The 22,169-nt window shown below is 62.8% G+C and carries 25 protein-coding genes and 5 tRNA genes; 16 read left to right on the top strand and 14 right to left on the bottom strand.

Annotated elements, in window-relative coordinates:
- Positions 1–33: 33 nt before the first annotated feature.
- From C443_RS20840 to C443_RS14385, 3 genes are all read right to left on the bottom strand, one after another.
- The gene (locus C443_RS20840; RefSeq protein ID WP_080505485.1) at positions 34–264 is read right to left on the bottom strand and encodes a hypothetical protein; all 231 of its coding nucleotides are present in this window, start codon (positions 262–264) and stop codon (positions 34–36) included.
- A gap of 172 nt (positions 265–436) precedes the next feature.
- Positions 437–511: transfer RNA gene (locus C443_RS14390), tRNA-Ile, on the bottom strand.
- Between the two features lie 178 nt (positions 512–689).
- A tRNA-Asn gene (locus tag C443_RS14385) sits at positions 690–762 on the bottom strand.
- A gap of 95 nt (positions 763–857) precedes the next feature.
- On the opposite strand from C443_RS14385, the gene cca reads away from it, so the two are divergent.
- Complete coding sequence (cca, locus tag C443_RS14380; protein WP_005537262.1) at positions 858–2,258, top strand: CCA tRNA nucleotidyltransferase; 1,401 nt, start codon at positions 858–860, stop codon at positions 2,256–2,258.
- Here cca and C443_RS14375 read toward each other — a convergent pair.
- From C443_RS14375 to C443_RS22185, 4 genes are all read right to left on the bottom strand, one after another.
- Positions 2,237–3,244: a histone deacetylase family protein gene (locus tag C443_RS14375; RefSeq protein WP_005537261.1), complete on the bottom strand. Its 1,008-nt coding sequence runs from the start codon at positions 3,242–3,244 to the stop codon at positions 2,237–2,239. The genes cca and C443_RS14375 overlap by 22 nt on opposite strands.
- Positions 3,245–3,682 carry a histone gene (locus C443_RS14370; RefSeq protein WP_005537260.1) on the bottom strand — a complete coding sequence of 146 codons (438 nt, stop codon included), beginning with the start codon at positions 3,680–3,682 and terminating at the stop codon, positions 3,245–3,247. It abuts the gene before it with no gap.
- A 55-nt stretch (positions 3,683–3,737) separates the two neighbouring features.
- Positions 3,738–5,204, bottom strand: coding sequence for a single-stranded DNA binding protein (locus C443_RS14365; RefSeq protein ID WP_005537259.1), 1,467 nt, complete (start codon positions 5,202–5,204; stop codon positions 3,738–3,740).
- A gap of 192 nt (positions 5,205–5,396) precedes the next feature.
- Positions 5,397–5,546 carry a hypothetical protein gene (locus C443_RS22185; protein WP_229727298.1) on the bottom strand — a complete coding sequence of 50 codons (150 nt, stop codon included), beginning with the start codon at positions 5,544–5,546 and terminating at the stop codon, positions 5,397–5,399.
- 456 nt (positions 5,547–6,002) lie between these two features.
- Here C443_RS22185 and C443_RS14355 point away from each other — a divergent pair.
- Positions 6,003–6,075: transfer RNA gene (locus tag C443_RS14355), tRNA-Arg, on the top strand.
- 262 nt (positions 6,076–6,337) lie between these two features.
- On the opposite strand, the gene C443_RS14350 is transcribed toward C443_RS14355, so the two are convergent.
- Entirely contained in the window at positions 6,338–6,730 is a 393-nt protein-coding gene (locus tag C443_RS14350) for a hypothetical protein (protein WP_311241313.1), read from the bottom strand.
- A gap of 85 nt (positions 6,731–6,815) precedes the next feature.
- On the opposite strand from C443_RS14350, the gene C443_RS14345 reads away from it, so the two are divergent.
- Positions 6,816–7,433 carry a DUF309 domain-containing protein gene (locus C443_RS14345; protein WP_049944072.1) on the top strand — a complete coding sequence of 206 codons (618 nt, stop codon included), beginning with the start codon at positions 6,816–6,818 and terminating at the stop codon, positions 7,431–7,433.
- Positions 7,434–7,456: 23 nt separating this feature from the next.
- Here the strand turns inward: C443_RS14345 and azf are convergent, their stop codons facing one another.
- On the bottom strand, positions 7,457–8,230 hold the full coding sequence (gene azf, locus C443_RS14340; protein WP_005537252.1) for an NAD-dependent glucose-6-phosphate dehydrogenase Azf: 774 nt from the start codon (positions 8,228–8,230) through the stop codon (positions 7,457–7,459).
- Between the two features lie 74 nt (positions 8,231–8,304).
- Between azf and C443_RS14335 the strand changes: the two genes are divergently transcribed.
- From C443_RS14335 to C443_RS14325, 3 genes are all read left to right on the top strand, one after another.
- Complete coding sequence (locus tag C443_RS14335) at positions 8,305–8,652, top strand: dihydroneopterin aldolase family protein (RefSeq protein ID WP_005537251.1); 348 nt, start codon at positions 8,305–8,307, stop codon at positions 8,650–8,652.
- 74 nt (positions 8,653–8,726) lie between these two features.
- Positions 8,727–9,833, top strand: a complete 1,107-nt coding sequence (locus C443_RS14330; RefSeq protein WP_005537250.1) for a DUF7544 domain-containing protein — start codon at positions 8,727–8,729, stop codon at positions 9,831–9,833.
- A gap of 105 nt (positions 9,834–9,938) precedes the next feature.
- Positions 9,939–10,385 carry a DUF5790 family protein gene (locus C443_RS14325; RefSeq protein ID WP_005537249.1) on the top strand — a complete coding sequence of 149 codons (447 nt, stop codon included), beginning with the start codon at positions 9,939–9,941 and terminating at the stop codon, positions 10,383–10,385.
- A 164-nt stretch (positions 10,386–10,549) separates the two neighbouring features.
- Here C443_RS14325 and C443_RS14320 read toward each other — a convergent pair whose 3' ends face one another.
- Positions 10,550–11,074, bottom strand: coding sequence for a DUF6789 family protein (locus C443_RS14320; protein ID WP_005537248.1), 525 nt, complete (start codon positions 11,072–11,074; stop codon positions 10,550–10,552).
- Between the two features lie 117 nt (positions 11,075–11,191).
- On the opposite strand from C443_RS14320, the gene coxB reads away from it, so the two are divergent.
- Genes coxB through C443_RS14300 form a run of 4 tightly spaced genes read left to right on the top strand, consistent with a single transcriptional unit; the run spans position 11,192 to position 15,440 of the window.
- Positions 11,192–11,971 carry a cytochrome c oxidase subunit II gene (gene coxB / locus C443_RS14315; protein WP_049944071.1) on the top strand — a complete coding sequence of 260 codons (780 nt, stop codon included), beginning with the start codon at positions 11,192–11,194 and terminating at the stop codon, positions 11,969–11,971.
- Positions 11,968–14,538 carry a cbb3-type cytochrome c oxidase subunit I gene (locus tag C443_RS14310; RefSeq protein WP_005537246.1) on the top strand — a complete coding sequence of 857 codons (2,571 nt, stop codon included), beginning with the start codon at positions 11,968–11,970 and terminating at the stop codon, positions 14,536–14,538. The genes coxB and C443_RS14310 overlap by 4 nt, the downstream gene beginning before the upstream one ends.
- 4 nt (positions 14,539–14,542) lie before the next feature.
- Positions 14,543–14,809: a cytochrome C oxidase subunit IV family protein gene (locus C443_RS14305; RefSeq protein ID WP_005537244.1), complete on the top strand. Its 267-nt coding sequence runs from the start codon at positions 14,543–14,545 to the stop codon at positions 14,807–14,809.
- Between the two features lie 46 nt (positions 14,810–14,855).
- The gene (locus tag C443_RS14300; RefSeq protein ID WP_005537242.1) at positions 14,856–15,440 is read left to right on the top strand and encodes a cupin domain-containing protein; all 585 of its coding nucleotides are present in this window, start codon (positions 14,856–14,858) and stop codon (positions 15,438–15,440) included.
- 74 nt (positions 15,441–15,514) lie between these two features.
- Here C443_RS14300 and C443_RS14295 read toward each other — a convergent pair whose 3' ends face one another.
- Complete coding sequence (locus C443_RS14295; RefSeq protein ID WP_049944070.1) at positions 15,515–15,958, bottom strand: hypothetical protein; 444 nt, start codon at positions 15,956–15,958, stop codon at positions 15,515–15,517.
- A gap of 144 nt (positions 15,959–16,102) precedes the next feature.
- Between C443_RS14295 and C443_RS14290 the strand changes: the two genes are divergently transcribed.
- The gene (locus C443_RS14290) at positions 16,103–16,534 is read left to right on the top strand and encodes a DUF7534 family protein (RefSeq protein ID WP_049944069.1); all 432 of its coding nucleotides are present in this window, start codon (positions 16,103–16,105) and stop codon (positions 16,532–16,534) included.
- Between the two features lie 293 nt (positions 16,535–16,827).
- On the opposite strand, the gene C443_RS14285 is transcribed toward C443_RS14290, so the two are convergent.
- Together C443_RS14285 and C443_RS14280 are read right to left on the bottom strand one after the other, a co-directional pair.
- Positions 16,828–18,750 carry an ABC transporter ATP-binding protein gene (locus C443_RS14285; RefSeq protein WP_005537239.1) on the bottom strand — a complete coding sequence of 641 codons (1,923 nt, stop codon included), beginning with the start codon at positions 18,748–18,750 and terminating at the stop codon, positions 16,828–16,830.
- A 39-nt stretch (positions 18,751–18,789) separates the two neighbouring features.
- Positions 18,790–19,365, bottom strand: a complete 576-nt coding sequence (locus C443_RS14280) for a DUF192 domain-containing protein (protein ID WP_005537238.1) — start codon at positions 19,363–19,365, stop codon at positions 18,790–18,792.
- Positions 19,366–19,462: 97 nt separating this feature from the next.
- Between C443_RS14280 and C443_RS14275 the strand changes: the two genes are divergently transcribed.
- From C443_RS14275 to C443_RS14260, 4 genes are all read left to right on the top strand, one after another.
- A tRNA-Val gene (locus tag C443_RS14275) sits at positions 19,463–19,536 on the top strand.
- 478 nt (positions 19,537–20,014) lie between these two features.
- Positions 20,015–20,088: transfer RNA gene (locus tag C443_RS14270), tRNA-Phe, on the top strand.
- 113 nt (positions 20,089–20,201) lie between these two features.
- Positions 20,202–20,771, top strand: coding sequence for a hypothetical protein (locus C443_RS14265; protein ID WP_005537236.1), 570 nt, complete (start codon positions 20,202–20,204; stop codon positions 20,769–20,771).
- Positions 20,772–20,869: 98 nt separating this feature from the next.
- Positions 20,870–21,115 (top strand): hypothetical protein, encoded by a 246-nt coding sequence (locus tag C443_RS14260; protein WP_005537235.1) that lies wholly within the window; start codon positions 20,870–20,872, stop codon positions 21,113–21,115.
- Here C443_RS14260 and C443_RS14255 read toward each other — a convergent pair whose 3' ends face one another.
- On the bottom strand, positions 21,116–21,790 hold the full coding sequence (locus tag C443_RS14255) for a class I SAM-dependent methyltransferase (protein ID WP_005537234.1): 675 nt from the start codon (positions 21,788–21,790) through the stop codon (positions 21,116–21,118).
- Positions 21,791–21,827: 37 nt separating this feature from the next.
- On the opposite strand from C443_RS14255, the gene C443_RS21260 reads away from it, so the two are divergent.
- Positions 21,828–22,118 carry a hypothetical protein gene (locus tag C443_RS21260; RefSeq protein WP_152423050.1) on the top strand — a complete coding sequence of 97 codons (291 nt, stop codon included), beginning with the start codon at positions 21,828–21,830 and terminating at the stop codon, positions 22,116–22,118.
- The last annotated feature ends 51 nt before the right edge of the window (positions 22,119–22,169 follow it).

Genomic DNA, 22,169 nt, shown 5'->3' with positions numbered 1-22,169 from the left:
CCGGTTTGTAGTCGAAAAGTGACGACTGTGGGCTCACCGCCAGTCACCTCCGAAGCACTCCGGGTTCCCACAGAGTTTGTAGTGAGGGCGATACGCGGCAATGGGAACCTCTGTGAAGTCTGCGTCACTTCGGTAATCGGCTTCGGGACAGGCGGGTGTTGGCTCATCAGCGTCCGGGTCGAGGCGGTGTAGCGTGTCCGCGTACTGCGAACGGTTCCGCACGCCCTTCTCAGGCAGTGTAGTGGGCGCTGACGCCTTACTCATCGCCTGCACCTCCGGATCGCAAAATCGACAGAAGGCGGCGACCCCCAACAAGAGACGTGTTGAACTCAGAATTTAGCGGGGGTGTCTTCGTACCCCTATTCTGCCGTTCTCCACCCGCTCGGACACCTATCGCTGCCGGTTCGTGTGGGATACGATTCGGGTAGAAGCCAGATGGGCCCTGCCGGATTTGAACCAGCGCTCAATCGGTTATGAGCCGATCGCTTTAACCAGACTAAGCTAAGGGCCCTCAGAATGGTGTTGATGAGTCCGCATCTTTAGCCTGTCGGGTTGGAGTGGTGGGGTTCGGAGAGACAGGTGGGCCAATACAGAGTGTCAATACATCGCTCGTATGTTCACGCTCCAGCGCCGTAGAAGCCGATAGCAGCAGAGTCGCAGCGCTCGTCGGTTAGTGAGTGAAAGAACGACGCCACCGCCAGGGCTCGAACCTGGGACAACCTGGGTAACAACCAGGTGCTCTACCAACTGAGCTACGGCGGCGCGAACGCATTCAATCATTGCCAGAGTTGGTAATTAGGGCTTTCGTTTCCAGTCGGCATCGACACGCTTTCACGCACTTGTGCGCAAGCGGCGGTATGAGCGATGAGTTCGACGCCGTCGTCGATACGGTGCGAGCGCGGGTCTCACCCACTGACGACGAACGAGCGCAATTACAGCGGGTCGCCGACGCGGTAATGGCCGACGCCGAAGCAGCCATCGCCGACCTCCCGGTCGGGGCTGAGGTCGTGCAGGTCGGCTCGACGGCACGGGGAACGTGGACCGCTGGAGACCGAGATGTGGACGTGTTCGTCTGCTTTCCGCCGTCTCTCGACCGCGAGCAGTTGGAGGAGTACGGCTTGGCTGTCGGGCACGACGTCCTGCCCGATGGGCGCGAGGAGTACGCCGAACACCCCTACGTCGTCGGCGAGCGCGAAGGGTATGCCGTGGACTTGGTGCCCTGCTATGCGGTCGAGGACGCCACCGAGATCCAGTCCGCGGTGGATCGGACGCCGTTCCATACCAGATATTTGCAGGAGCGACTCGACGACGATAGCGCTGGCGAGGTCCGGGTGGCAAAACAGTTCCTGAAAGGCATCGGGGTCTACGGGAGTGATCTCCAGACACAGGGTTTCTCTGGGTATTTGACGGAATTACTGGTGCTTGAGTACGGCGGCTTCCGGGCGTTCGTCGAGGCAGTCGCGGACTGGCACCCGCCGGTTCGGCTGGACCCCAAGAGCCACGGGAGCGAGACGTTCGACGACCCGCTGGTCGTCATCGACCCGACGGACCCGGAGCGCAACGTCGCGGCGGTACTGTCCGAAGCGAACGTCGCCACGCTCCAGCACCACGCCCGGACCCTCCTCGCCGAGCCGCGGGCGTCGCTGTTCACCGAGGACGGCCCGGACCCGTTCGCAGCAGCAGACGTTGAGGGCGCAGTGTCACGGCGGGAGACAACGCCGGTCGCGCTTCGCTTTGCGGCCCCGGATGTCGTCGACGACCAGCTCTGGCCACAGCTCCGGAAGTCCCTCGATGGGCTCTGCAGCGAACTCGACCGACGTGGGTTCGAGGTCCTGCGGTCGGCCGCGCTCGTCGAGGACGGCGACGGTGAGGAGGAAACGCTGGATAGCGACGGCAAACAGCGAGACGCCGTCCTGCTGCTCGAATTCGCCGTCGCCGAACGGCCGACTGTTGAGCGCCACGAGGGGCCGCCGGTACACGTCCGCGAGCACGCGAGCGGGTTCTTCGGGAAGTACGACGACGACCCCGAGGTGGCCGGCCCCTTCATCGACGGGGACCGCTACGTCGTCGAGCGGCCTCGAGCGTTCACCACAGCCACCGGATTCCTGTCGAGTGATGCTGTCTACGACGTTGGGCTGGGACCGCGGATCGAGTCGGCACTGGAAACCGGGTACGAGGTACTGGTCGGCACAGACATCGCAGCGCTTGCCGACGGCTTTGGCGTCGACCTAGCGAGCTACTTCGAGCCGAAGCCCTGATCCGCGAGCGCATCGAGAACATCGCGGGCGTCGTCGCTGACGTCGTCGTCCGGCTCCATCGGCTGGTAGCCGTCGAAGACCTCGTGAACGGTTGTAACCGAATCTGAGAGTGTATCAAGTCCGTACCCGCCTTCGAGAATGATCCCCAGCGCGGCGTCGCAGGTGTCTGTGAGCGAGCGCATCCGGTTGGTCATCGCGCCGTACCCCTCCGTCGAGACGCGCATCCGTGAGATTGGGTCGTGTTCGTGTGCGTCGAAGCCGGCACTGATGAGCAGCAGATCGGGGTCGTAGTCCTCTATCGCCGGCGCGATGCACTCGTCGATTGCGGCGAGGTAGTCGGCGGTGTCAGCACCGGGCTTGTACTTCACGTTGAGGTTCGTGCCGTCGGCGTCGCCCGTGCCGGTCTCTTCGATATCACCCGTCCCGGGGTAGAGCCCGTCTTCGTGTATCGAGGCGTAGAACACGTCCGAACGGTCGTAGAAGATGTCCTGTGTGCCGTTCCCGTGGTGAACATCCCAGTCGAAGATGGCGACGCGGTCGGCATCGGCTTCGAGGGCCGCCTGTGCTGCGACGGCCACGTTGTTGATGAAACAGAAGCCCATGGCGTCGTCGCCCACTGCGTGATGTCCGGGTGGTCGGCCCAAGGAGAACGGCGTGTCACGGCCGGTATTGCCGTCAAGCGCGGCTTCTGCTGCCCAGACAGCGAGGCCGGCTGACGCGAGTGCGGCGTCCCACGTCTCCTCGACCGCGACGGTGTCGGCATCCCAGTTTCCGCCGCCGTCGTCGCAGAACTCGCGGAACTCCTCGATGTAGTCGGCGTCGTGGACCTCGCGCACGAGGTCGATATCGGCGTCGTCGGCGGTGACGTACTCAACCCCGTGGTTTTCCTTGAGCGCTCGTCGTATCGCTCGAAGTCTGTCGGGACTCTCCGGATGTCGCGGGCCGGTGTCGTGGTCCAGACAGACCTCGCGGTAGCCGAAGTTCATTCAGTAGTACTGTTCGAGTTCGAAGTACGTTTCGACGTCAGCTGCCTTGATCGTCCGACGGTCAGCGTGACGAGCCAACGTGGCGGCCGCGGCGGCCGTGTCGTCGGCGTACGTTTCGAGGAGCGACGCGAGCGCGACGCGGGCGTCCATGGCGACGCGGTAGTCGTCGTCGATGTCGAGCCGTGCAATGCGGTCGACCGGCGCGACGGGGAGTTCGAGGCCGTCCTTCTCCGGGACCTGCTCGATACCGAAGTCGGCCGGCATCAGCGTCTTTCGGCCGTCCGTAGTGGCCTCCGTAGCTGCCGTGACGGCAAGCGATGCGCCGTGGTCCTGTATTCGACGAGCCAGTTCCTCCGCAGCGTCGGCACTCACTCGGAGCCCGTCCGCGTTCCGCCGAATGACCGCATCCACCGGTGCGAACGGTAGCTCGACACTCATACCCAAACCCGGGAGTGTTGCGGTCTTAAGAGTTTCCGTAGCGTCGCTCGGCGACTCAGAACACGTCCTCAGCGTGGAGCCGGTCGTCACGGAGTTCACCACGGACCGTTACCTCCTGCCCTAACTGCACGCGCTCGCCGGTTTCGACACTCATCGTCTGCTCGCCGTCGTCGAGCACGACCGGGTCGCCGGTCTGGACGACGGTGCCGGTAAATTCCACCTGCTGGCCAGCGCTCTGTGCGCCACCGTCCGGAGAGGTCTCACCGGTGCCAGCGCTGACGGCGGCCGTCTTGTCGCCGCTGCTGTCAGCGTCGGCGTCGTCCGTTTCGTCGCCGAAGGATGACAGGCCGGCGTGCTCGGCGTCGGTCGTCTCGGTACCGGCCCCGCCGCCCGCGCCACCAGTCGCCAGATCCGCGCCGTCATCGAGCACAACAACCGTCGAGTTCCAGCTCGCCGACGCTTCCTTGTCGTCCTGCCAGCCGTCCTGAATTTCGACGTCGGCCGCGAGAACCTCGTCGCCCGGTGCGATGTCCTTGTCCGCCTTGTCGCCCCACAGCGCCACCCGGATGTCGCCCGTTGCGTCCTGAATGCGGACGTTCCGGACCTGGCCCTCGCTGCCGTCGTCCCGGTCGAACGTCCGCTTGGGGTCGGCCGAGCGGACGACGCCGGCAATATCGGCTGTCTCTTCGAGTTCGACTTCCGCGATTGGGTCCGCGTCGGGCTCGAAAGCCACGTCGTCTTCCACTTCGTCGACAGCCCCCTGATCGCCGACGTGGAGTTCAAGCGAGCCGTCCCGCTCCCGAACGTAGCCGTCGATTACTTCGACGGCCGCGCCGGCATCGAGTTCCTCGGCACGGTCGGCCCGGTCGTCCCACAGCGTCACCCGGATGCGCCCCGTCTCGTCGCCGAGTGTGAGGTTCGAGACGCGGCCCTCGCTGCCGTCGTCCCGGTCGAACGTCCGGATCGAGTCGGTGTCGAGCACGAGCCCGCGCAGCGTCACGTCGGACTGGCCCATCGTCAGCGCGTCGATGGACGACCCAGCGCCCGGTTCCACGTCGATTGTGGCGTCCTCGTCCGGCTCCGCCTTGTCGACGGAGACTTCCAGTCCGTTGTAGCCGTCCTTCGGCCGACCTTTGACCCGGAGCACGTCGCCGACCTCCAGTTGCCCCTCGTCGATGTCGACGGCCTGGCCGTCCCAGAAGGCGAGCCTGAGGCTGCCGCTCTCGTCGGCGGCTTCGACGTTGATGACCCGGCCGTCTTCGTCCTCGTCGTCGCGTTCGAAGGTCTTCAGGTCGCCGATGGCCATCACCTTGGCGAGGAATTTGACCTCGTCCATCCCGGGTTCGATATCGGCGATGGCGTTGACCTCGTTCTCGTTGAGTTCGTGGGCCAACAGCATCGCGGCCGTCTCCTCGTCGGCGAGCCCACCCATCTGCTCGACCTTCTCCTCGACGGCCTCGCGGAACTCCTCCTCGGGGACGTCCGTCTCTAAGTCCTCGTAAATGTCCTCTATCGCACCCATCTATCTATGGGACGCTGGGCTGGGGCGCGCTTAAGCGTTGTCGTTGGGCGAGCGAGCGGCCGCTGTCGGTCGATTTCGGTTGTGTCCCGTCCATGATTCGAAGGTGGTCATGCGATGGGATATAAAGCCTTGTCCACTGGCCCGACAGCAGAGGCTCACATTCTACCACAGTGAAAGCGGCGCGGGTAGCCCTTAGGGTGTCGCCGTTGTCACAGGGTTCAGGCCATCGCCACTGTCGTGAGAGATAGACACCGTGTCAGGGAGCCCGTTCTCAAACGTCACCGTAGCCCGGTAGTCAATCTCCATGATGGCTTGCGTACACATATCGCCGGCATCTGGCATCTCTGTCGTCCCAACGCTGAGGCTCAGCTTATTGGCACTCGTATCATACGATATGTCTGTCAAGTCGGCCGTTTTGCACCCGTTAGACCCCCAGATAGTTCCATCAACGACGACCTGATTACCGTCGAAAGCCACCGTTGCTGAGCTTATCTGTGTGCCGGACTGTCGCCTGATAATACTGAATGTCGTCTCGTTCACACTTGGGGTTTCACTCGCACCCTCCGTGGGTGTTTCCCTGCTCTCGGGAGCCCCACCAAAGCAGCCAGCAAGCGCTATCGAACAACCGAGACCACCGTATTGCAGGAGTTGTCGGCGTTTCATATTTGCCATAATGTATTCTAGTTGAAAGGCTCTCCCGGTCGCTCAAACCAGTGTTGTAGCGACGTGTGCCTACCAGTCGCGTGACGGTACGCGAATCGTCACCCTTTTTAGGTGCACCCACCTCTCTCGATATGAGTCCGGATAGGGTAGTGGACTATCCTCTTGGCTTGCGGAGCCAGGGACCGGAGTTCAAATCTCCGTCCGGACGTCATTCTCACGAAGCAGACCGGTGAGCAACGCATAGCGTGTGCTCGCCACCGCGAAGAGAGATGACGGACAGCGGAGATTTGAGCAGACGAGGAACGCGCAGCGAAGCGAGCATTTCTCGGCGAGTTCAAATCTCCGTCCGGTCGTGAACAAAGTGAACGTCCGGACGTGCTCCACGCTCGCGATGCTTGCGTGGAACTCCGTCCGGACGTTTCTGCCGACGCAAACCATCGAGCGACGGCGAGGCGACCGTCTGTTGCCGTTCAGGCCTTTTTCCGGTCGTTTCCGTCACGGCTAGTCGTCCCGTTGTCGGTCGACACTATCGTCAGCGCACTCCCGACGGCCAGGCTAAACGACGCGAGGCCGAGGACGGTGAGCGTCACCACGAACGCTTGACCACCGGGGAGCGCAAGCTGCTGCTGGAGTGTCACGACGACGTAGGTGGTGACGCCGGCGAAGGCCCCACCCCAAATGCCGCCCCTGCTGAATATCGGGAGGACATTTCGTTGCGTGTAGAGGCCGACAATAGCGGCGAACAACGTCAGGGCAAACGTCGACAGGAGCACGGGATCGGTGACCAAGAACTGCCAGGCGAGGACCGTCAAGGCGGACGCGCCGGCCGCACCGAACACCCATCGACGCCAGGATCGTGGCATATGCTGATTTGCGGTGTCGGTGACAAATCAGTTCGGTTACACGGGTGCCGATGTGGTTTTCCGGCCGCGAGGCGAACCCACCCGTGTGCGCGACCATCTCCGTGCCGGCATCGCAGTGTACAACGAAGGTCGCTACCACGCAGCACACGACGCGTGGGAAGAGTACTGGCTGAAGCTCGATACAGGCGACGACGAGCGGTTCCTGCACGGCCTCATCCAGTTCACCGCGGTCGTCCACCACGCCAGCGAGGAGAACTGGTCGGGCGCGCAGGGACTGGCCGAGAGCGCGGCGGAGTACCTCGACAGCCTCCCCGACCCGTATCACGGCGTGGCGCTAGACGAGGTTCGGCCGTTCCTCGCGGCGACAGCGGCTGACCCCCACCACGCGGCGACGGACCCGCCGACGCTGACACACGACGGCGAAGCCGTAGATTACGACGCACTGGATTTCGACGCCACGGCCATCGCCGCCGAGGTGCTGGCGGAGACTGGCCGGTACGACGAGGCGGTCATCGCCGACGCTGTTGCCCGCGCACGGAGTGAACTCAGCGGCGACGGCGGTTCGCAGTTCGCCGGGATGCTGTTCTCGTTCGTGCGCGAGCGCGACCAGCGGCCCGTCGTCTACCAGCGGCTTCGGGACCACGTCGAACTAGAACAGCAGAAAGACGACGACGTCCGTGGGCTGTTCGACGGTTCGGGGTAGCGGGCGACAGCGGAGTAGGGGGGCTATGGCTCCGGTTCGGCGACCCGTTCGTCGCCGTCGAAGTGCGCGGAGTTGTCCTGTGGGTCGTAGCCGAGCACGTCCTTGGCGCGCTCGATGGAGTAGTACTTGCGGTCGTTGTCGGAGATGCCGTAGACGATTTCGTACTCGTAATCGGCCTGCAGCGCACAGTCGTGGATGTGGGCGCAGTCCCGGTAGGAGAGCCACATCGCCTGCCCGCGCTCGTAGTCGATGGGCGGGTGGCCCCGCGTGAGGTTGCCAATGCGGATGTTGCAAACGGAAAGGCCGTGCTCGTCGTGGTAGTAGCGGCCCAGCACCTCGCCGGTGGCTTTCGAGACGCCGTAGAGGTTGCCTGGGCGTGGGAGCTCCGTCCCGTCAAGGCGATACTGGTCGTCGGGGCGGTACATCTCGGGCGTGCGCTCGTCCGTTTCGAAGGAGCCGACGGCGTGGTTGGAGGACGCGAAGACGAACTTCTCGACGTCCTCGTCGACAGCGGCCTCGTACATCTTCTGGGTGCCGTCGATGTTGTTTTCGAGGACGGAGTCCCAGGGGGCTTCCGGCCGGGGGTCGCCAGCCAGGTGGATGACGGCGCTGACGCCGTCCATTGCCGCGGCCACGTCGCCCTCGCTGGACACGTCCCCGACGAGGTACTCGTGGTCGGGCTCCTCGGCGGGTGGGCTGTGGAACATGAGTTTCCACTCGTAGGCGTCCTCGAGTCCTTCGAGGATGGCCGCCCCGACAGCGCCGCCAGCGCCGGTGAGCAGAACCGGGTCGTCCATTCGTATGAGACGATACGTCGCACGCAATAGGTAGCTTGCGGTTCGCTTTTGTGTCGCCCAGCCGGACCGATTGTATGGAACCCACAGCTCCGCAAGAGGCGTGTTTCGAAGCGGGCGTCAAGTTCGGGTCGCTGTATCACCAGTTCGCAGGGACACCAATCAGTCCGGATAGCGCCGACTCGCTCGCAGCGGCGATGGAGGAGGCTATCGAGAACCAGCCGTTCTGTGAGGCAGTCACCGTCAGCGTCCGCATGGAGGCGCTGGAAAGTGCTATCGCCGAGGGCGGGGCGGACTACACGGAACTCACCGGGCGATTCATCGACGTCGAGATGCAAATCGAATACGAGGGGGTCACGGTCGAGACGAGCATGGCGATGGAGGACGGGTACCCGCTGATGCAGGTCGACGCAGTGCAGGAATGAAATAGCCAGAGAGCGGCCTGAATCCCTGACACAGGCCCGAAAATTTTACCAGAGGGGGGTGTGAGACTTCCGATATGGCCCTCCACGCAGTCGACGATATCGACGACGCAATCGACGCGACGAAGTCGTTCTTGTTCCCCTTCGAGAAGGGCACATGGCTCCGGATGGCGTTCGTCGTGTTCTTCATCGGTGGCGGCGGTGTCGGGCTGAACAACGCCCAGTCGTTCAGCAACTTCGGTGATTTCGGCGGGAACGGCGGACCAAGTGGCCCCAGCGGCCCGGGAGGCGACTTTCAGCTGACCGCGCCGCTTGAAACTACGCTGTCCCTGCCGGGCGACCTCGCTATGCAAGTCTCGGAACCCGGTGTCCCGTCCGGCGCGCCGGACGAACTACTCGCCGGGGCCGGGCTGCTTGTGTTTGCCGTCATCGGCCTGTTCATCCTGCTAGCGCTCGCGTACGGCATCCTGAGTAACTTCATGGAGTTCGTATTGACCCAGGCGCTCATCGATCGCGAGATACACGTCCGCCGGTATTTCAGTGAGCACGTCGGGGACGGAATACGGCTGTTCCTGTTTCGGCTTGTCCTCGGGATTATCTGGCTCGGCATCGCGCTCGTGATCGGTGCAGCCGGGTTCTTCCTAGTGCTCGGCGGCGAGGCCGCAAACGTCGGGGCGTCGGGCGTCCTCGCGCTGTCGGGGCTGTTCATCGCCGTGTTCGCGGTGCTCGCGATAAGCTACGGTATCGTTTTTGGCTTCACTACGGTGTTTGTCGTCCCACTGATGACGGCGGACAACGACGGCATCCTCTCCGGTTGGTCGCGGCTCTGGGGTTCGATAAAAGGCCAACCCAAGCAGTACCTCGCGTATCTGTTTTTCTCCATCGTCCTCCAGATCGGTGTTGGTATCGTCAGCGCGATTCTCGGCATTATCGCGTTCATCGTCGTTCTGATCCCGTTCGGGCTCGTTGCGGCCGCGCTGTATCTCGCGCTCCAGAATACCGTCGGCGTGGTCTTGGCTGGGGTTGTCGGGCTGCTAGGGCTGCTGGTCCTGCTCGTTATCGGTGCGCTCATACAGGTCCCGCTAACGACGTTCCTGCGGTACTATGCGATGCTCGTGCTGGGTGACATCGACGCCGACATGGACCCGATTCCCGAGGTGCGCTCGGCCATCCGGGCCGAGTAGCTACAACGGCTTTTCGGTTTCAGGAATTACCGACCGGTCACGTCCTACGGTTTCACTTTCACTTTCAGGCGGGCTTTTAATCCCTCACCGCACCAACGTCTCCGTATGAGTCAGTCAAGTCTGGACGACGACGAACTGTTCGGAGAGGCGGCCAATGAAATGCGCACCGATGTCGAGGAGTCGCTCGCGAAGGCTCGCGAGGCGCTCCCCGAGGCCGATTCGGTCTGGGACGTGGAAGCCGACAACACGCTCGGTGTGCTGAACTCGCTCAAAACAGCGCTCGACGTGGGCGACGCCGAGGACCACCTCCGCGACGCGAAGAAGTGGTACACGATGGGCGAACGCGCTGACGCCTTCGAGGACGCCGACGACCTCGCCGAGGAGATCGAGACCATCGCGGACCTCATCGACGATGTCGACGACGCCCGCGAGCAGGTCGGCGACCTCACGGCAACGATTCCACAGCTTCGCAGCACGCTCGAAGAGTTCGAGGGCGAAGACGGAGCAGACGCGGAGGCGGACGGCGACGCCGACGCGGAAGCGGAAGCCTGAGTTCGGGACAGCCACGTCCTGGCGGACCGACCTCAGTCTGCCTGCGACCAGCGTGTCGCTTTCGTCGTCCAGCAGCTTTTTTCGACTGGCATCACATCGTGTTGGACCTGATACGGCGGGAGTCACGACGCCGTTCTATCGCTCGAACACGACAGCAAGCCGTCTCAAACGATAGAGTCCGGGCGCGTCGAGAAGTAGTTGAACACCGCGCCGAGCCCAATGCCGTAGACGACGTGGGCGACGAGCGTCAACACTGCGTACAGTACCAGCGTGAGTCCGGACTGGCCGGTGTAGAAGGCGAGCACGAACCCGGTCCACATCGCGCCGCCGAAGAACGCACCGCTGACGGGATCAGACTGGCCCGGAAGGTACGCTTTCAGCGAAGCGAACAACAACGGCCACGGGAACATCCCGCCGCCGAGGAAGATGAAGAAACCGAACAACACCTCCGGGACATAGCCGGTCAGGCCCACGAGTTCGGTGAGGATTGCGAAGTCATCGAGACTGAACGCGCCCAGTGACTGGGCGATGAGGAAGACAACCGACATCATCGCTGTCCCGACCAGCCCACCGGCAGCACCGATGACACCGTCGGCAAGAATCCCAGCGAGGCTATCGAACTCCTCGACCTCTGTGAGGCCGTCGTCGTTGATAGGCGGGTCCTCGACGCCGGGTGACGTGTCTTCCATGGTGTGTTGTAACATGCCAGTAGATAAAAAAGTTCCCGCACACGTTAGGCCAGCGAAGGGCATGTGTCAACCATCTGACCGCAATACATATTACAGGGTGGGAAGAATCATGAAGAAATGGCGGCATCCTTGATAACATACACCACGGTTGTGTTCCCCTTGCACGGTGGCGACGTCAGGGCACCCAGTGCGGTGTTCGACCAGATCTTCGAGGTGTTCCTGCTGCTGGGAACGGCCGTCGGGGTGGTCGTCGTGGCGTACACGATGTACCACGCACTCAAGTATCGCGACGACGGGGGCGGAACGGACCCGTATGCTGACAAGGTTGAGCGCCCAGAAATGGGTGAGATGCCAACCGGCGGCGCGGGTGGGCGGAAGGTGTTCTACTCGTTCAGCATCAGCGCGGTCATCGTCGTCTCACTCATCGCCTGGACGTACTCACAACTGCTGTACATCGAGCAGGGGCCCGATCCGGCACAGGCGGAGGCGCTGGAGATCGACGTGGAAGGGTACCGCTTCGGCTGGGACTTCGTGTATCCGAACGGGCACACGACCAACACGCTCCGGGTGCCACAGGACCGGGTGGTCAGGTTACAGGTGACCTCGACGGACGTGTTTCACAACTTCGGGATACCGGCGTTGCGAGTCAAGACCGACGCCGTCCCGGGCCAGTACACGTCGGCCTGGTTCACGGCTAACGAAACGGGGACCTACGCCGCCAAGTGCTACGAGCTGTGTGGCAGCGGCCACTCGCTGATGACGACGGACGTGGTTGTGATGCCACAGGACGAGTACGAGGAGTGGTACGCGGAGACGAACGGGACGGCGGCAAGCGGCAACGAGATGGACCAGCGAATCGCGACTGAGGCGACTGCCCTCGGAGGTGCGCCCGCATGAGCCAAGATCACGAACACGGCCTGCCGCCCAAATCGTCGGTCAGCCGGTGGTTCCTCACGACTAACCACAAGGACATCGGCGTGCTGTATCTCATCACTGCGCTGTTCTTCCTGGTCTTCGGCGGCGTCCTCGCCCTGCTGTTCCGCCTCGAGCTGATTTCCTCGGGCGCTGACTTGCTGGGGTCGATGGGGTACAACCAGGCGGTGTCGACCCACGGCCTGCTGATGGTGTTCTGGTTCATCTCACCCTTTGCCTTCGGCTTCGCGAACTACGTCGTCCCGCTGCAGATCGGGGCAGACGACCTCGCCTTCCCGCGGCTGAACGCGCTGTCGTACTGGCTGTACCTGTTCTCGGGCATCCTGATGGGCGTCTCCTTCTTCCAGGGGACCACCTTCGCGGGCGGGTGGACGATGTACGCCCCGCTGAACACGCCGGCCTATATTCCGGGCGAGGGACTGGGAGCGACTTCAGTCGTGCTGGCGCTCATCATGTTCACCGCGGCGGTGACACTGGGGTCGGTGAACTTCCTGACGACGATGTACCGCATGCGAGCCGAAGGGCTGCGGATGCGGGACATCCCTATCTTCTCGCTGTCGATCAACCTCACCGTCTGGATGATGCTGTTCGCCTTCGCGGCGCTGCTTGCGGCGCTGATGATACTCGCCTCCGACCATATCCTCGGGACGACCTACTTCCAGTACTCAATCGACGGGACGACGATGGCGACCGACGCGGACAACCCGGGTGCGTCGCTGCTGTGGGCACATCTGTTCTGGTTCTTCGGTCATCCGGAGGTGTACATCGTCTTCTTCCCCGCACTGGGCGTGATGGCCGAGTGCTTCCAGACCTTCACCGGCCGGCGGCTGGTCGGCCGCAAGTGGTTCATCATCTCGATGGTGCTGGTAGCGCTCCAGAGCTTCGTCGTCTGGATGCACCACATGTTCCTGACTGGCATCAACCTCCCCATCAAGACGATATTTATGGCGACGACAATCGGCATCTCCCTGCCCTTCGACCTGATGGTGTTCTCGCTCATCTACACGATGGCAAAGGGACGGGTCCGGTTCACGACGCCGTTCCTGTTCTCGCTCGGTGCGCTCATCCTGTTCATCATCGGCGGCATCACCGGCGTCTTCCTCGGTGCAATCGTGCTCGACTACCAGTTCCGCGGGACGTACTGGGTCGTCGCCCACTTCCACTACGTGATGGTCGCGGGCGCGACGGCGCTGTTCGGCGGGCTGTACTACTGGTATCCGAAAATAACCGGGAAAATGTACAACGAAACCCTTGGGAAGATACAGTTCGGCGTCTACTTCCTCGGGTTCAATCTGCTGTACTTCCCGATGTTCATCGCCTGGGAGACGCCCCGTCGTGTGTTCGTCTACCCCGACGGCCTGCAGATATGGCACACCATGGCTACTGTCGGCGGGTTCATCCTCGGGGCGAGCTTCCTCCTCATGTTCTATAACCTCTTCGTGAGCCTCTGGCGCGGCGAAGATGTCGGGCCGAACCCCTGGGAGTACGCCACCTCTGCCGAGTGGGCTGTCTCCTCGCCGCCGCCGCTCGAAAACTTCCCCGGCGTGCCGAGCTACGGCACCGGGAAACTGGAGTTCCTCGACGAGGAGACGGTCGCCGAGCGGACCGAAAGCATGCCCGGAGCCGCGGCGCATGGCCACGCGGCGACCGACGGTGGAACCGTGACGGACGGCGGCGCGGTGACGGCGAGAGCCGCAACGACGGCAACCACGATGGAATCGACCCACGAGGTCAGCGGCGAGGAGCATGCCAGCCACGCCAGTTTCTGGCCGTTCCTCGTCAGCCTCGGCGGGTTCATCGCGTTCCTCGGGCTCTCGGGCGTGCGGACGGGCAGCGTGTTTTACTTGACCATGGCGGCCGTCGGTGGGGTGGCAACGTTCGGGTCGCTCGTCGGGATGACCCGCGAGCCGTTCCACGCGCCGGAGATGGCCATCGCCGAGCGGTGGCCCTTCGAGCGCGTCGAGAAGATGAAACTCGGGATGTGGACGTTCCTCGCCAGTGACATCGTCCTGTTCGGGGCGTTCATCGGCTCCTACGCCTTCGTCCGGGTCGCCTACGGCTGGACGGCCTGGCACCACGACCTCATTCCCGCCGAGCACGTGACCATGCCCGGCCTCATCAACACGTACCTGTTGCTCACGTCGAGTTTCCTCGTCGTGCTGGCGATGGTCGCCGCCGAACGGGAGAGCAAGCGCGGGACCGTTGCCGCGCTGGCCGGAACGTTCGCGCTCGGGGTCGGCTTCCTCATCAACAAGGGACTGGAGTGGCAGCACCTGTTCCACATCAGTACAGAGACGTTCCCGAACGGGTGGAACCTCTCGACGAACATCGCGTCGTCGACGTTCTACCTGACGACCGGGCTCCACGGAGCCCACGTCACTATCGGGCTCATCATCTGTGCGTACATGACCGTCCGGGCATGGAACGGGGCCTACCAGGGCGACGACAGGGCCATCGAGTACTTCGGGCTGTACTGGCACTTCGTCGACATCGTCTGGTTGTTCCTGTTCCCGCTGTTTTACATCCTCTAGAACAATGGACTGGAAAGGCTACACCGTGATATACGTCGTGTTGTTCGTGTTCGCAACCGCACAGGCCGTCGTCGAATTCGCCGGCCTCGTCGACAGCGCCTACTGGGCCGCCTTCGCGCTCATCATGGTGCTGTCGGTCGTCAAGGCCGTTGGCGTCGCCGCGTACTACCAGCACCTCCGCTGGGAACCCCGCGCCGTCACGTACCTCGTGCTGGGCGGGACTGTTGCTGCGCTCGCGCTGACCGGGGCCGCCGCGTACTCGATACTGTAGCGCGGTCTGGGGGAGTTTTTCCTCATGGCACCGCCTGGGATACTCCATGGAACACGTCACCCTCGACCGACTCGATGGCGGAACCTTCGCCACAGGCAGTGCCCGTCAGCCAATGACTGACGCGCTCTGTACGACCGAACTCGCGATCAATCACTACCGGATCGTCCCGGGCGACGGCTTTCCTGGCGGGCTCCACGCCCACATGGATCAGGAGGAACTGTATCTGGTACTCGACGGGGAGGCCACGGTGGAGACAATGGATCGCACCGTCACCGTCGCTGCTGGCCAGCTCGTCAGATTCGGTCCGGGAGAGTTCCATACAGGCTGGAACGATACGGGGAGTGAACTCGTTGCGTTTGCCATCGGCGTCCCGCGGGAAACAGACGACATCAGGGTCCCGCTATCCTGTCCCGACTGTGGGCACGGTGATATGCGGCTGGACTCCGGCGGGGCGGCGCTCACGTTCAGTTGTCCCAACTGCGAAACGGAGCGGCGGCCGGAGCCATGTCCAGACTGTGGCCACGACAACTTGCAGTTCACCCGGCGCGGGCGGGACAGCCCAGTCGTGGTCTGTGATTGCTGTGACAGCGTGTTCGAGGCACCACCGCTGCAGACTGATAGCAGCCGTTGAAACTCACTGCACACCCGGCACGACAGCAGTGCCACCGATCTGTCAATCGTTTTAATTTGCAGGCCCGACGGGACTCAGGCCCCGACAAGCTGGAAGCCGATGGCGATGAGAAAGAGCACGCCGGCGACGGTCGCGGATTCCGCGACGGCCAGCGAGCGGGGGTGCCCCCGTCGCGTCGCCGACAGGTAGACGCCAAACAGCAGGTACCCACAGAGGGCCGCCCCGCCGACGACGGCGACCGCCAGCCCTGCTATCGACTGAGTTCCGACGGGGCCGGAGATAGACGCGACGACGCCGATCAGGAGGCCGACGACCAGCACCGCGAACGCGGCGACCCAGACCATCGGCTGGTCAGCGTGCGTCTCGAACCGGCTCTCGTGGTCGCCCGCCGGGGACCGGCCGCTCGTCGACGCCCCCGGACTGTATTGATACCAGCCACGCACGCGGACCATCCATGCGACCACCGCCACCACTAATGCACCCATTAGTCCCATGCTAGCGAGGTACGTGGTTACCATGTGATAGCATTACAATACAACACGTAATAATCGTTTGTGCCCAGCCGGATAGAAATCGGTGTCTTGGGCTATTCACTGTTAACCCAGCGGCGGTGCCTCTCTTCTCACGGAAAGCCTATACTTATGTAAAAACGACTGAGACCTGTGCAATTCGCCCCGTTCGCCGCTGAACAGCCTTTAGCGAGTGCTACTCTAGCGCTTACGGTCGTCATCTACATTGGGAATCTCATCGCACTGGGGTACTGGGCCCGTGCAGAGGCCAGAGCACGCAACGGGTCAGTGATCGGTATGTTCCTGCTTCTCTCTACAGGTTTTGGGCTGGTCTACTACGTCTGGCTCCGCTACGTCCGAAACGACTGGGAGCCGCGCACGGAGCCAGCCGACCGGCGTGAGCGGGTGGCCACTGCCTACTCGCTGGCCGTCCTCCTGGCGCTTGTGGCCGGCGCGTTCGTCACACCGCCAGATCCGATGATGCAGCTCCTGGCTCTCCCGCCGCTGTTTGCTGTCTCATTCGTCGTCTCGTATTTGTTTGTCACCCAAGAGGCGGTCGACGGCAGCGGCGGAACTACTGCCTAAGCTGTGAGAGTCTGTTATAGTCCGTGGACGGGACTTAGCTAGCACTACCAGACCAGAGTGACAGGAGAGAACTTGGTTCTGTGAAAGATGCTCCCTTCAGCGACCAGCTATTTCAATCCGGCTTATTCCGGAGAATTGGCTGTTAGCAGGGCCGGACGACTCGGACATGGAGCCCTCACCGCTTCAATCGTCGGCAACTGCCGACCATTGACAGCTTGGGCATGGAGCACTCGCCGATTCAATCGTCGGCAACTCCTGATAACTGACGGTTCGAACATTGCGTTCTCACCGTTTCAGTCATCAGCATCCGTCCGCGCCCGTCGCTGAATCGCCCGCTCGACGAATTCTTCCGGGAGCTCGTCGATTTCGCCAGCTTGGACCGCCCAGAGGTTAGCATAGAGGCCATCAGCAGCGAGCAGTTCTGCGTGGCTCCCACGTTCGACGATGCGGCCATCCTCGACGACCAGGATCGTGTCGGCGTCTTTCACCGTCGAGAGGCGGTGCGCGATGGCGAACGTGGTCCGGTCGGCGGTCAGGTCGTCGAGCGACCGCTGAATGAGCATCTCCGTCTCCGTGTCCACGTCGCTGGTCGCCTCGTCGAGAATAAGGATTTCGGGGTCTTTCAGGATCGCCCGCGCGATGGCGATGCGCTGGCGCTGGCCGCCCGAAAGTTTGACGCCGCGCTCGCCGACCATCGTGTCGTAGCCGTCCGGGAGATTACGGACGAACTGGTCGGCTTCGGCGGCCTCCGCGGCAGCGACGATTTCCTCCTCGGTCGCGTCGAAGGTTCCGTAGGCGATGTTCTCCCGGACAGTGCCGTAGAAGAGGAACGTCTCCTGGCTGACGTAGCCGATGGCACGGCGGATGCTCTGTATCTGTACGTCCCGGACGTTCTGGCCGTCGATGCGAACCGCGCCGGAGTCAACGTCGTACATCCGGAGCAGGAGCTTCAGGACGGTGGATTTCCCCGCACCGGTCGGGCCGACGAGGGCGACCGTCTCGCCACCCTCAGCCTCAAAGGAGATGTCCGAAAGCACCGGCTCGTCGTCGCTGTCGTAGCCGAAAGACACGTCGTCGTACTCGACGCGCCCCTCGGTCACATCGAGCGGCGGCGCGTCCTCGGCCTCCTCGAGACGGCCGGGCGTGTCCATCAGCCCGAACACGCGCTCGGCGGAGGCGTAGGCCCGCTGGTACATGTTGATGATCTGCCCGAACTGGGCCATCGGCCAGACGAACCGCTGCGTGTAGATGATGAACGCGACGAACTGCCCGCGGGAGAGCGGTGCCGTCAGCGGCCCGGGTGCCTGGCCGGTGACCATCAGTCCGCCGACGATGAACGTGACGACGAAGCCGATGCCCGAGACCAGCCGGAGGCCGGGGAAGAAGGTGATACGCGTCTCGATGGCGTCCCAGTTGGCGTCGAGGTAGTCCTCAGAAGTGTCTTCAACGCGGTCCGCCTCGTAGGGCTCAGTGTTGGCAGTCTTGATTATTTGGATGCCGCTGAGGTTGTTTTCCAGTCTGGAGTTGAGTTTGCCGACCGTCGACCGGACCTCGGCGTATTTCGGCTGGATGACGTCGATGAACCGCTTCGTGAACACGGCGATAATCGGGACCGGCAACAGCGCGACCAGCGCCAACTGCCAGTTCATGTAGAACAGATACGTGGCGATGCCGACGACCATGATTATCATCCGCGAGGCGGAGTTCAGGCCGTCGTTGAGGAACTTCTCCAGCCGGTTCACGTCGTTCGACAGCACCGACATCATCTCGCCGGTCTGCTTGTCGGCGAAGAAGTCCATGTTCAGCCGCTGCATCGTCTCGTAGGTGTCCGTGCGAACGGCGTGTTGGACGTGCTGGGCGAACTTGTTCCAGCCCCAGTTCCGACTCCAGTGGAAGACGGCCCCGAGGCCGAACGAGGCGGCGATGATACCGGCAGTGAGCCACAGCTGTGGCCCCTGCCCGTCGGGAATCCAGGCGTCGGGTACCAGGAAGAGGCCGTATTCGGCCTCCTGTAGAAAGATAGCGTCAATAGCCAGCGCCAAGAGGATCGGCGGCAGCAGGTCCAACATCCGAGCCACGATAGAGCTGAACAGGCCGACGACGAACGCCCCTAACTGACCCCGGCCGTAGCCGGTGAACAATCGGAGCATCGGTCGGTCGACGCGTTCTCTGGCGTCTTCGAACACGTCATCGTCCGAACCCGCGTCGAAATCCATTGTCGAATTCAGGGGCCGAACCTGCAAAAGGCCGTCGGGCTACGTGGCTTCGGGCGGCAGTTCGACCCGGTCGCCGACCTCGACGCCGGTCCGGTTCGTCCACCCGCGATTCGCTTCGAGGACGTACTTTCCTCGCCCCTCGTAGCCCGTCAGGTCGCTCCCACTGGTCCCCTCCGGCGGGAGCGGCGCGTGGTGGATGGTTGTGATAGTGCCGTTGGCGTCGATGAAGATGATATCGAGCGGGAACGACATGTTCCGCATGACGTAGGTGTGCTGGCCCGCCTCGTCGTGGACGAACAGCATGCCCTCGTCGGGGCCGAGCGACTCGGTCTCGCTCAGGCCGACATAGCGCTGCTTCCAAGTGTTTGAAATATTGACTGTGACGGTCGCCAATTGCTGGGAGTCAGAACAGGCGACCACCTCCGTCCCGTTGGGCGAGCGGTCACATTGCAGTGGGGTCGCCGTCTCGGGTGTGGTGTTGTCATGGACTATCACTGTACCCTCCTCGTACTCGCCGGTGCCAAGCACCTCGACCCAGAGGCCGGTCTGGAGGACGACGGCGGCGGCGACGAGAAGGCCCACAAGTCCGAGCACGACTACGGCGGGGCGCTGCATACCCCGTGTGAGGGGTAGGCCGTGGGTAATACTGTCGGTGCCCACTGTCGACCGAGAGAGAAAGCGTTATTCCTACCGATGGAAAACGAAGGCGTACGGGTCCGTGGTCTAGTTGGTTATGACGTGGCCTTTACAAGGCCGAGGCCGGTGGTTCGAATCCGCCCGGACCCACTTCTGACACCGACTGCGACGAGTGCAACGAGGAGCCAGCGGTGTCTGTGTGGGAGATGGTGATTCGAATCAGGGAACGAAGCAGCGCGGAGTGACCGTGGTTCGAATCCGCCCAGACCCATCCTGCGACGAACAGACGTGACGAGCGGATGGTCCCTGTGGATTCGATTCCTGCCAGTCGCGCACACCATCGTCCCGGGTATCAGGGCGTCTATCTCGATTGATAGTCGCCCGTAATCCATATATCCGGAGTGGTGGTAGTTCGTGGCATGATAGACGGCTCGACGTGTCCGGCCTGTAGCGGGCACGTCTCGACGACCAATGGCACTGAGTACGAATGCGACGACTGTGGCGAGACGTTCGACAGCGCGGACCTGTTTCTCCCGTAATCGGCAGTCAAACCTCCCGACGGATGCGACAAAACCTGCGCCCGCTTTCGAAATGCTTTTTTCTACCCTCGTCATCGATTGGAGTGCGCGCCGCCTTAGCTCAGACTGGGAGAGCACTCGACTGAAGATCGAGCTGTCCCCGGTTCAAATCCGGGAGGCGGCATCCTGATTTTGTATCTCCGGTTATTGTGACTCATGGCTGTGACCCTGAACGACTAACTGTCGTGTCGGTCCGTCCTAGTCACCGGAACAGGTACTTCCGTGGCGACGAGTAGCATGGGTATGACAGAGGAGCCAGCACACGAGCAGATGGAGCGCCACGCGACCCTGACCGACGAACTCGCAGACCTCGATGCGGAGCGGGACGCCGTCACGGCGTCAGTACAGGACCGGCTCGCCGACGCGGTTTCGGAGGCCATAGCAGAAGCGGGGACGAACGTCGGGAGTCTCGGCCAGTCCAAAGACGGCAAGCGGTTCCGGTTCGAGGCGCGGCTCGACCGGGCAGCGTTGGTGGCGGCGGTGACGGAAGCGCTGCCGGACGGATTCGTCGTCTCCCACGTCAACGAAGACGGGACCCTAAGCGTGGACTGGACCGGCGACAGCACGACGCCGTCGAAGCGGGAGCACGGGGCCATTCTGAAGGCGATCATCGCGGAGGAGACAGAGACAGACAGCGACGGTTTCATCGAGTCCGTACCCAGCCATGACCGCGTGCTGGCACGGGCGGTAGAACTGGGGATCGACGAGGGTGACGCGGCGGACCGTCTCAGTCGCCTGGCGACGCTGGACGTGGTAGATATCACTGACGAGGGGATCTATCCCGACGAGAACTTCTCGCGGTACTAGCGAGCAAGAGCGGATGTTACTAGCAAGGGGAAAGGGCAAGCTGGCGGAGTAGCGTGACCGACGTTTATTACTGGGTCCGGTCTGTGGTATCAGATGAAATGGCAGTATTATCGACAGAAGACGAGGGAAAGTTTCTCATGGACGCACAGGGAGAACAGATCGGTATCGTGACCGAGGTCGACCCAGAAAGGCAGGTCGCGTACGTCGAGCCGGAGCCAGATCTCACCGAAGCCTGGGTGCAGGGACTCGGATTCGGTGATGCCGACGAGGACGATATCGAGGTCGTCGCCGACGCCGTCGGAACGATCACTGACAGCGAACTGCGTGTGACTGTCGACCTGTAGTCACGCGACAGACTCGGGACGCTCGCCCACCACGAGCGTCCACCACTTGACGAACTGCGTCCGTTCGTAGAGGTCGAGAAGCCGTGCCGATGCGTCCGACTCGGAGATGCTCGCGAGCATCAGCGGTGATCCGAGCGTCTGTTTTTCTATGATCGTGAACGAGTCGGAGACGAGGTCGGTGACGGCGGTTTCCGAGAGGTGGCCGTAGATATCGGTGTCCTCCTCCAGAAGCCCCAGCCGGAACGCGGCACCCTTGGTGAGCTTGCGGTACAGCCCCGGCGTTCCTTCGAGCAGGGCGACGCGGCCGCCGGGGCGGAGAACGCGGGCGGTTTCGCGGAGTATTTCGGGACGGTCCGCGGGCGGGACGTGATGGAGGAACCGGCGGCCGATAACGGCGTCAAAAGAGTCATCGCCGAACGGCAGCGCGCGGGCGTCACCAGCCAGTGCCGGCTTGCGGACGGTTTCGGCGTTCGACGGCCATCCTTCCAGTCCGATATCGGCGCGGGGATGCATGTGCTGGCCGAACGCAAGTTCGAGCGTCCGACCGGCCGGGAGCTGTTCGGCTAGTAGCTCGTCGTGTCGCTCGTAGATTCGGTGTAACAGCGGGTGCTTCCGGACGTTCCGTGGCCGCTCGACGATTGCGCCGTCCTGAACGTCCCAGGTTGGTTCGGACATGTTACGGCCACACAGTACGGAGTCGACGGCTATATCGGTGAGTGCCGTCGCGCCCAAAACCCGGGAGGCCGACCATTACGGCGTATCCGTCGTCGGTCTCGTCAATGTGAAGGGTCGTATAGATTCCATTCCGGCGGTGGCCGCCGGAGTGCGTGCCGGCGGCTGGTTGGTCGGCGCGGTATCCGGGACTAGCGTCTATCAGGTGTCTCGAATCGTCATCCATCCGCCGGCCCAAACTGTCGTCCATCATCTCCTGTTGCGTCTGTGTGAAGAGTCGGAGCATCGTGTTGAAGAGGTCGTTGCTGTGTGCAATGATTTCATGGTATAAGTAAACATTGGCCATAACAGTTGCGAACCATTTTCTATCATAGAGAGGCAG

Origin of the sequence: Haloarcula argentinensis DSM 12282, from assembly GCA_000336895.1 — an archaeon.
Taxonomy (GTDB): domain Archaea; phylum Halobacteriota; class Halobacteria; order Halobacteriales; family Haloarculaceae; genus Haloarcula; species Haloarcula argentinensis.
This window is presented reverse-complemented; position numbering and strand designations above follow the sequence as displayed.

Excerpts from the sequence above, each read along its gene's own strand:
- C443_RS20840 (WP_080505485.1), bottom strand. The coding sequence starts at position 264 with ATGAGTAAGGCGTCAGCGCCCACTACACTGCCTGAGAAGGGCGTGCGG.
- cca (WP_005537262.1), top strand. The coding sequence starts at position 858 with ATGAGCGATGAGTTCGACGCCGTCGTCGATACGGTGCGAGCGCGGGTC.
- C443_RS14375 (WP_005537261.1), bottom strand. The coding sequence starts at position 3,244 with ATGAACTTCGGCTACCGCGAGGTCTGTCTGGACCACGACACCGGCCCG.
- C443_RS14370 (WP_005537260.1), bottom strand. The coding sequence starts at position 3,682 with ATGAGTGTCGAGCTACCGTTCGCACCGGTGGATGCGGTCATTCGGCGG.
- C443_RS14365 (WP_005537259.1), bottom strand. The coding sequence starts at position 5,204 with ATGGGTGCGATAGAGGACATTTACGAGGACTTAGAGACGGACGTCCCC.
- C443_RS22185 (WP_229727298.1), bottom strand. The coding sequence starts at position 5,546 with ATGCCAGATGCCGGCGATATGTGTACGCAAGCCATCATGGAGATTGAC.
- C443_RS14350 (WP_311241313.1), bottom strand. The coding sequence starts at position 6,730 with ATGCCACGATCCTGGCGTCGATGGGTGTTCGGTGCGGCCGGCGCGTCC.
- azf (WP_005537252.1), bottom strand. The coding sequence starts at position 8,230 with ATGGACGACCCGGTTCTGCTCACCGGCGCTGGCGGCGCTGTCGGGGCG.
- C443_RS14335 (WP_005537251.1), top strand. The coding sequence starts at position 8,305 with ATGGAACCCACAGCTCCGCAAGAGGCGTGTTTCGAAGCGGGCGTCAAG.
- C443_RS14330 (WP_005537250.1), top strand. The coding sequence starts at position 8,727 with ATGGCCCTCCACGCAGTCGACGATATCGACGACGCAATCGACGCGACG.
- C443_RS14325 (WP_005537249.1), top strand. The coding sequence starts at position 9,939 with ATGAGTCAGTCAAGTCTGGACGACGACGAACTGTTCGGAGAGGCGGCC.
- C443_RS14320 (WP_005537248.1), bottom strand. The coding sequence starts at position 11,074 with ATGGAAGACACGTCACCCGGCGTCGAGGACCCGCCTATCAACGACGAC.
- coxB (WP_049944071.1), top strand. The coding sequence starts at position 11,192 with ATGGCGGCATCCTTGATAACATACACCACGGTTGTGTTCCCCTTGCAC.
- C443_RS14310 (WP_005537246.1), top strand. The coding sequence starts at position 11,968 with ATGAGCCAAGATCACGAACACGGCCTGCCGCCCAAATCGTCGGTCAGC.
- C443_RS14305 (WP_005537244.1), top strand. The coding sequence starts at position 14,543 with ATGGACTGGAAAGGCTACACCGTGATATACGTCGTGTTGTTCGTGTTC.
- C443_RS14300 (WP_005537242.1), top strand. The coding sequence starts at position 14,856 with ATGGAACACGTCACCCTCGACCGACTCGATGGCGGAACCTTCGCCACA.
- C443_RS14295 (WP_049944070.1), bottom strand. The coding sequence starts at position 15,958 with ATGGTAACCACGTACCTCGCTAGCATGGGACTAATGGGTGCATTAGTG.
- C443_RS14285 (WP_005537239.1), bottom strand. The coding sequence starts at position 18,750 with ATGGATTTCGACGCGGGTTCGGACGATGACGTGTTCGAAGACGCCAGA.
- C443_RS14280 (WP_005537238.1), bottom strand. The coding sequence starts at position 19,365 with ATGCAGCGCCCCGCCGTAGTCGTGCTCGGACTTGTGGGCCTTCTCGTC.
- C443_RS14265 (WP_005537236.1), top strand. The coding sequence starts at position 20,202 with ATGGGTATGACAGAGGAGCCAGCACACGAGCAGATGGAGCGCCACGCG.
- C443_RS14260 (WP_005537235.1), top strand. The coding sequence starts at position 20,870 with ATGGCAGTATTATCGACAGAAGACGAGGGAAAGTTTCTCATGGACGCA.
- C443_RS14255 (WP_005537234.1), bottom strand. The coding sequence starts at position 21,790 with ATGTCCGAACCAACCTGGGACGTTCAGGACGGCGCAATCGTCGAGCGG.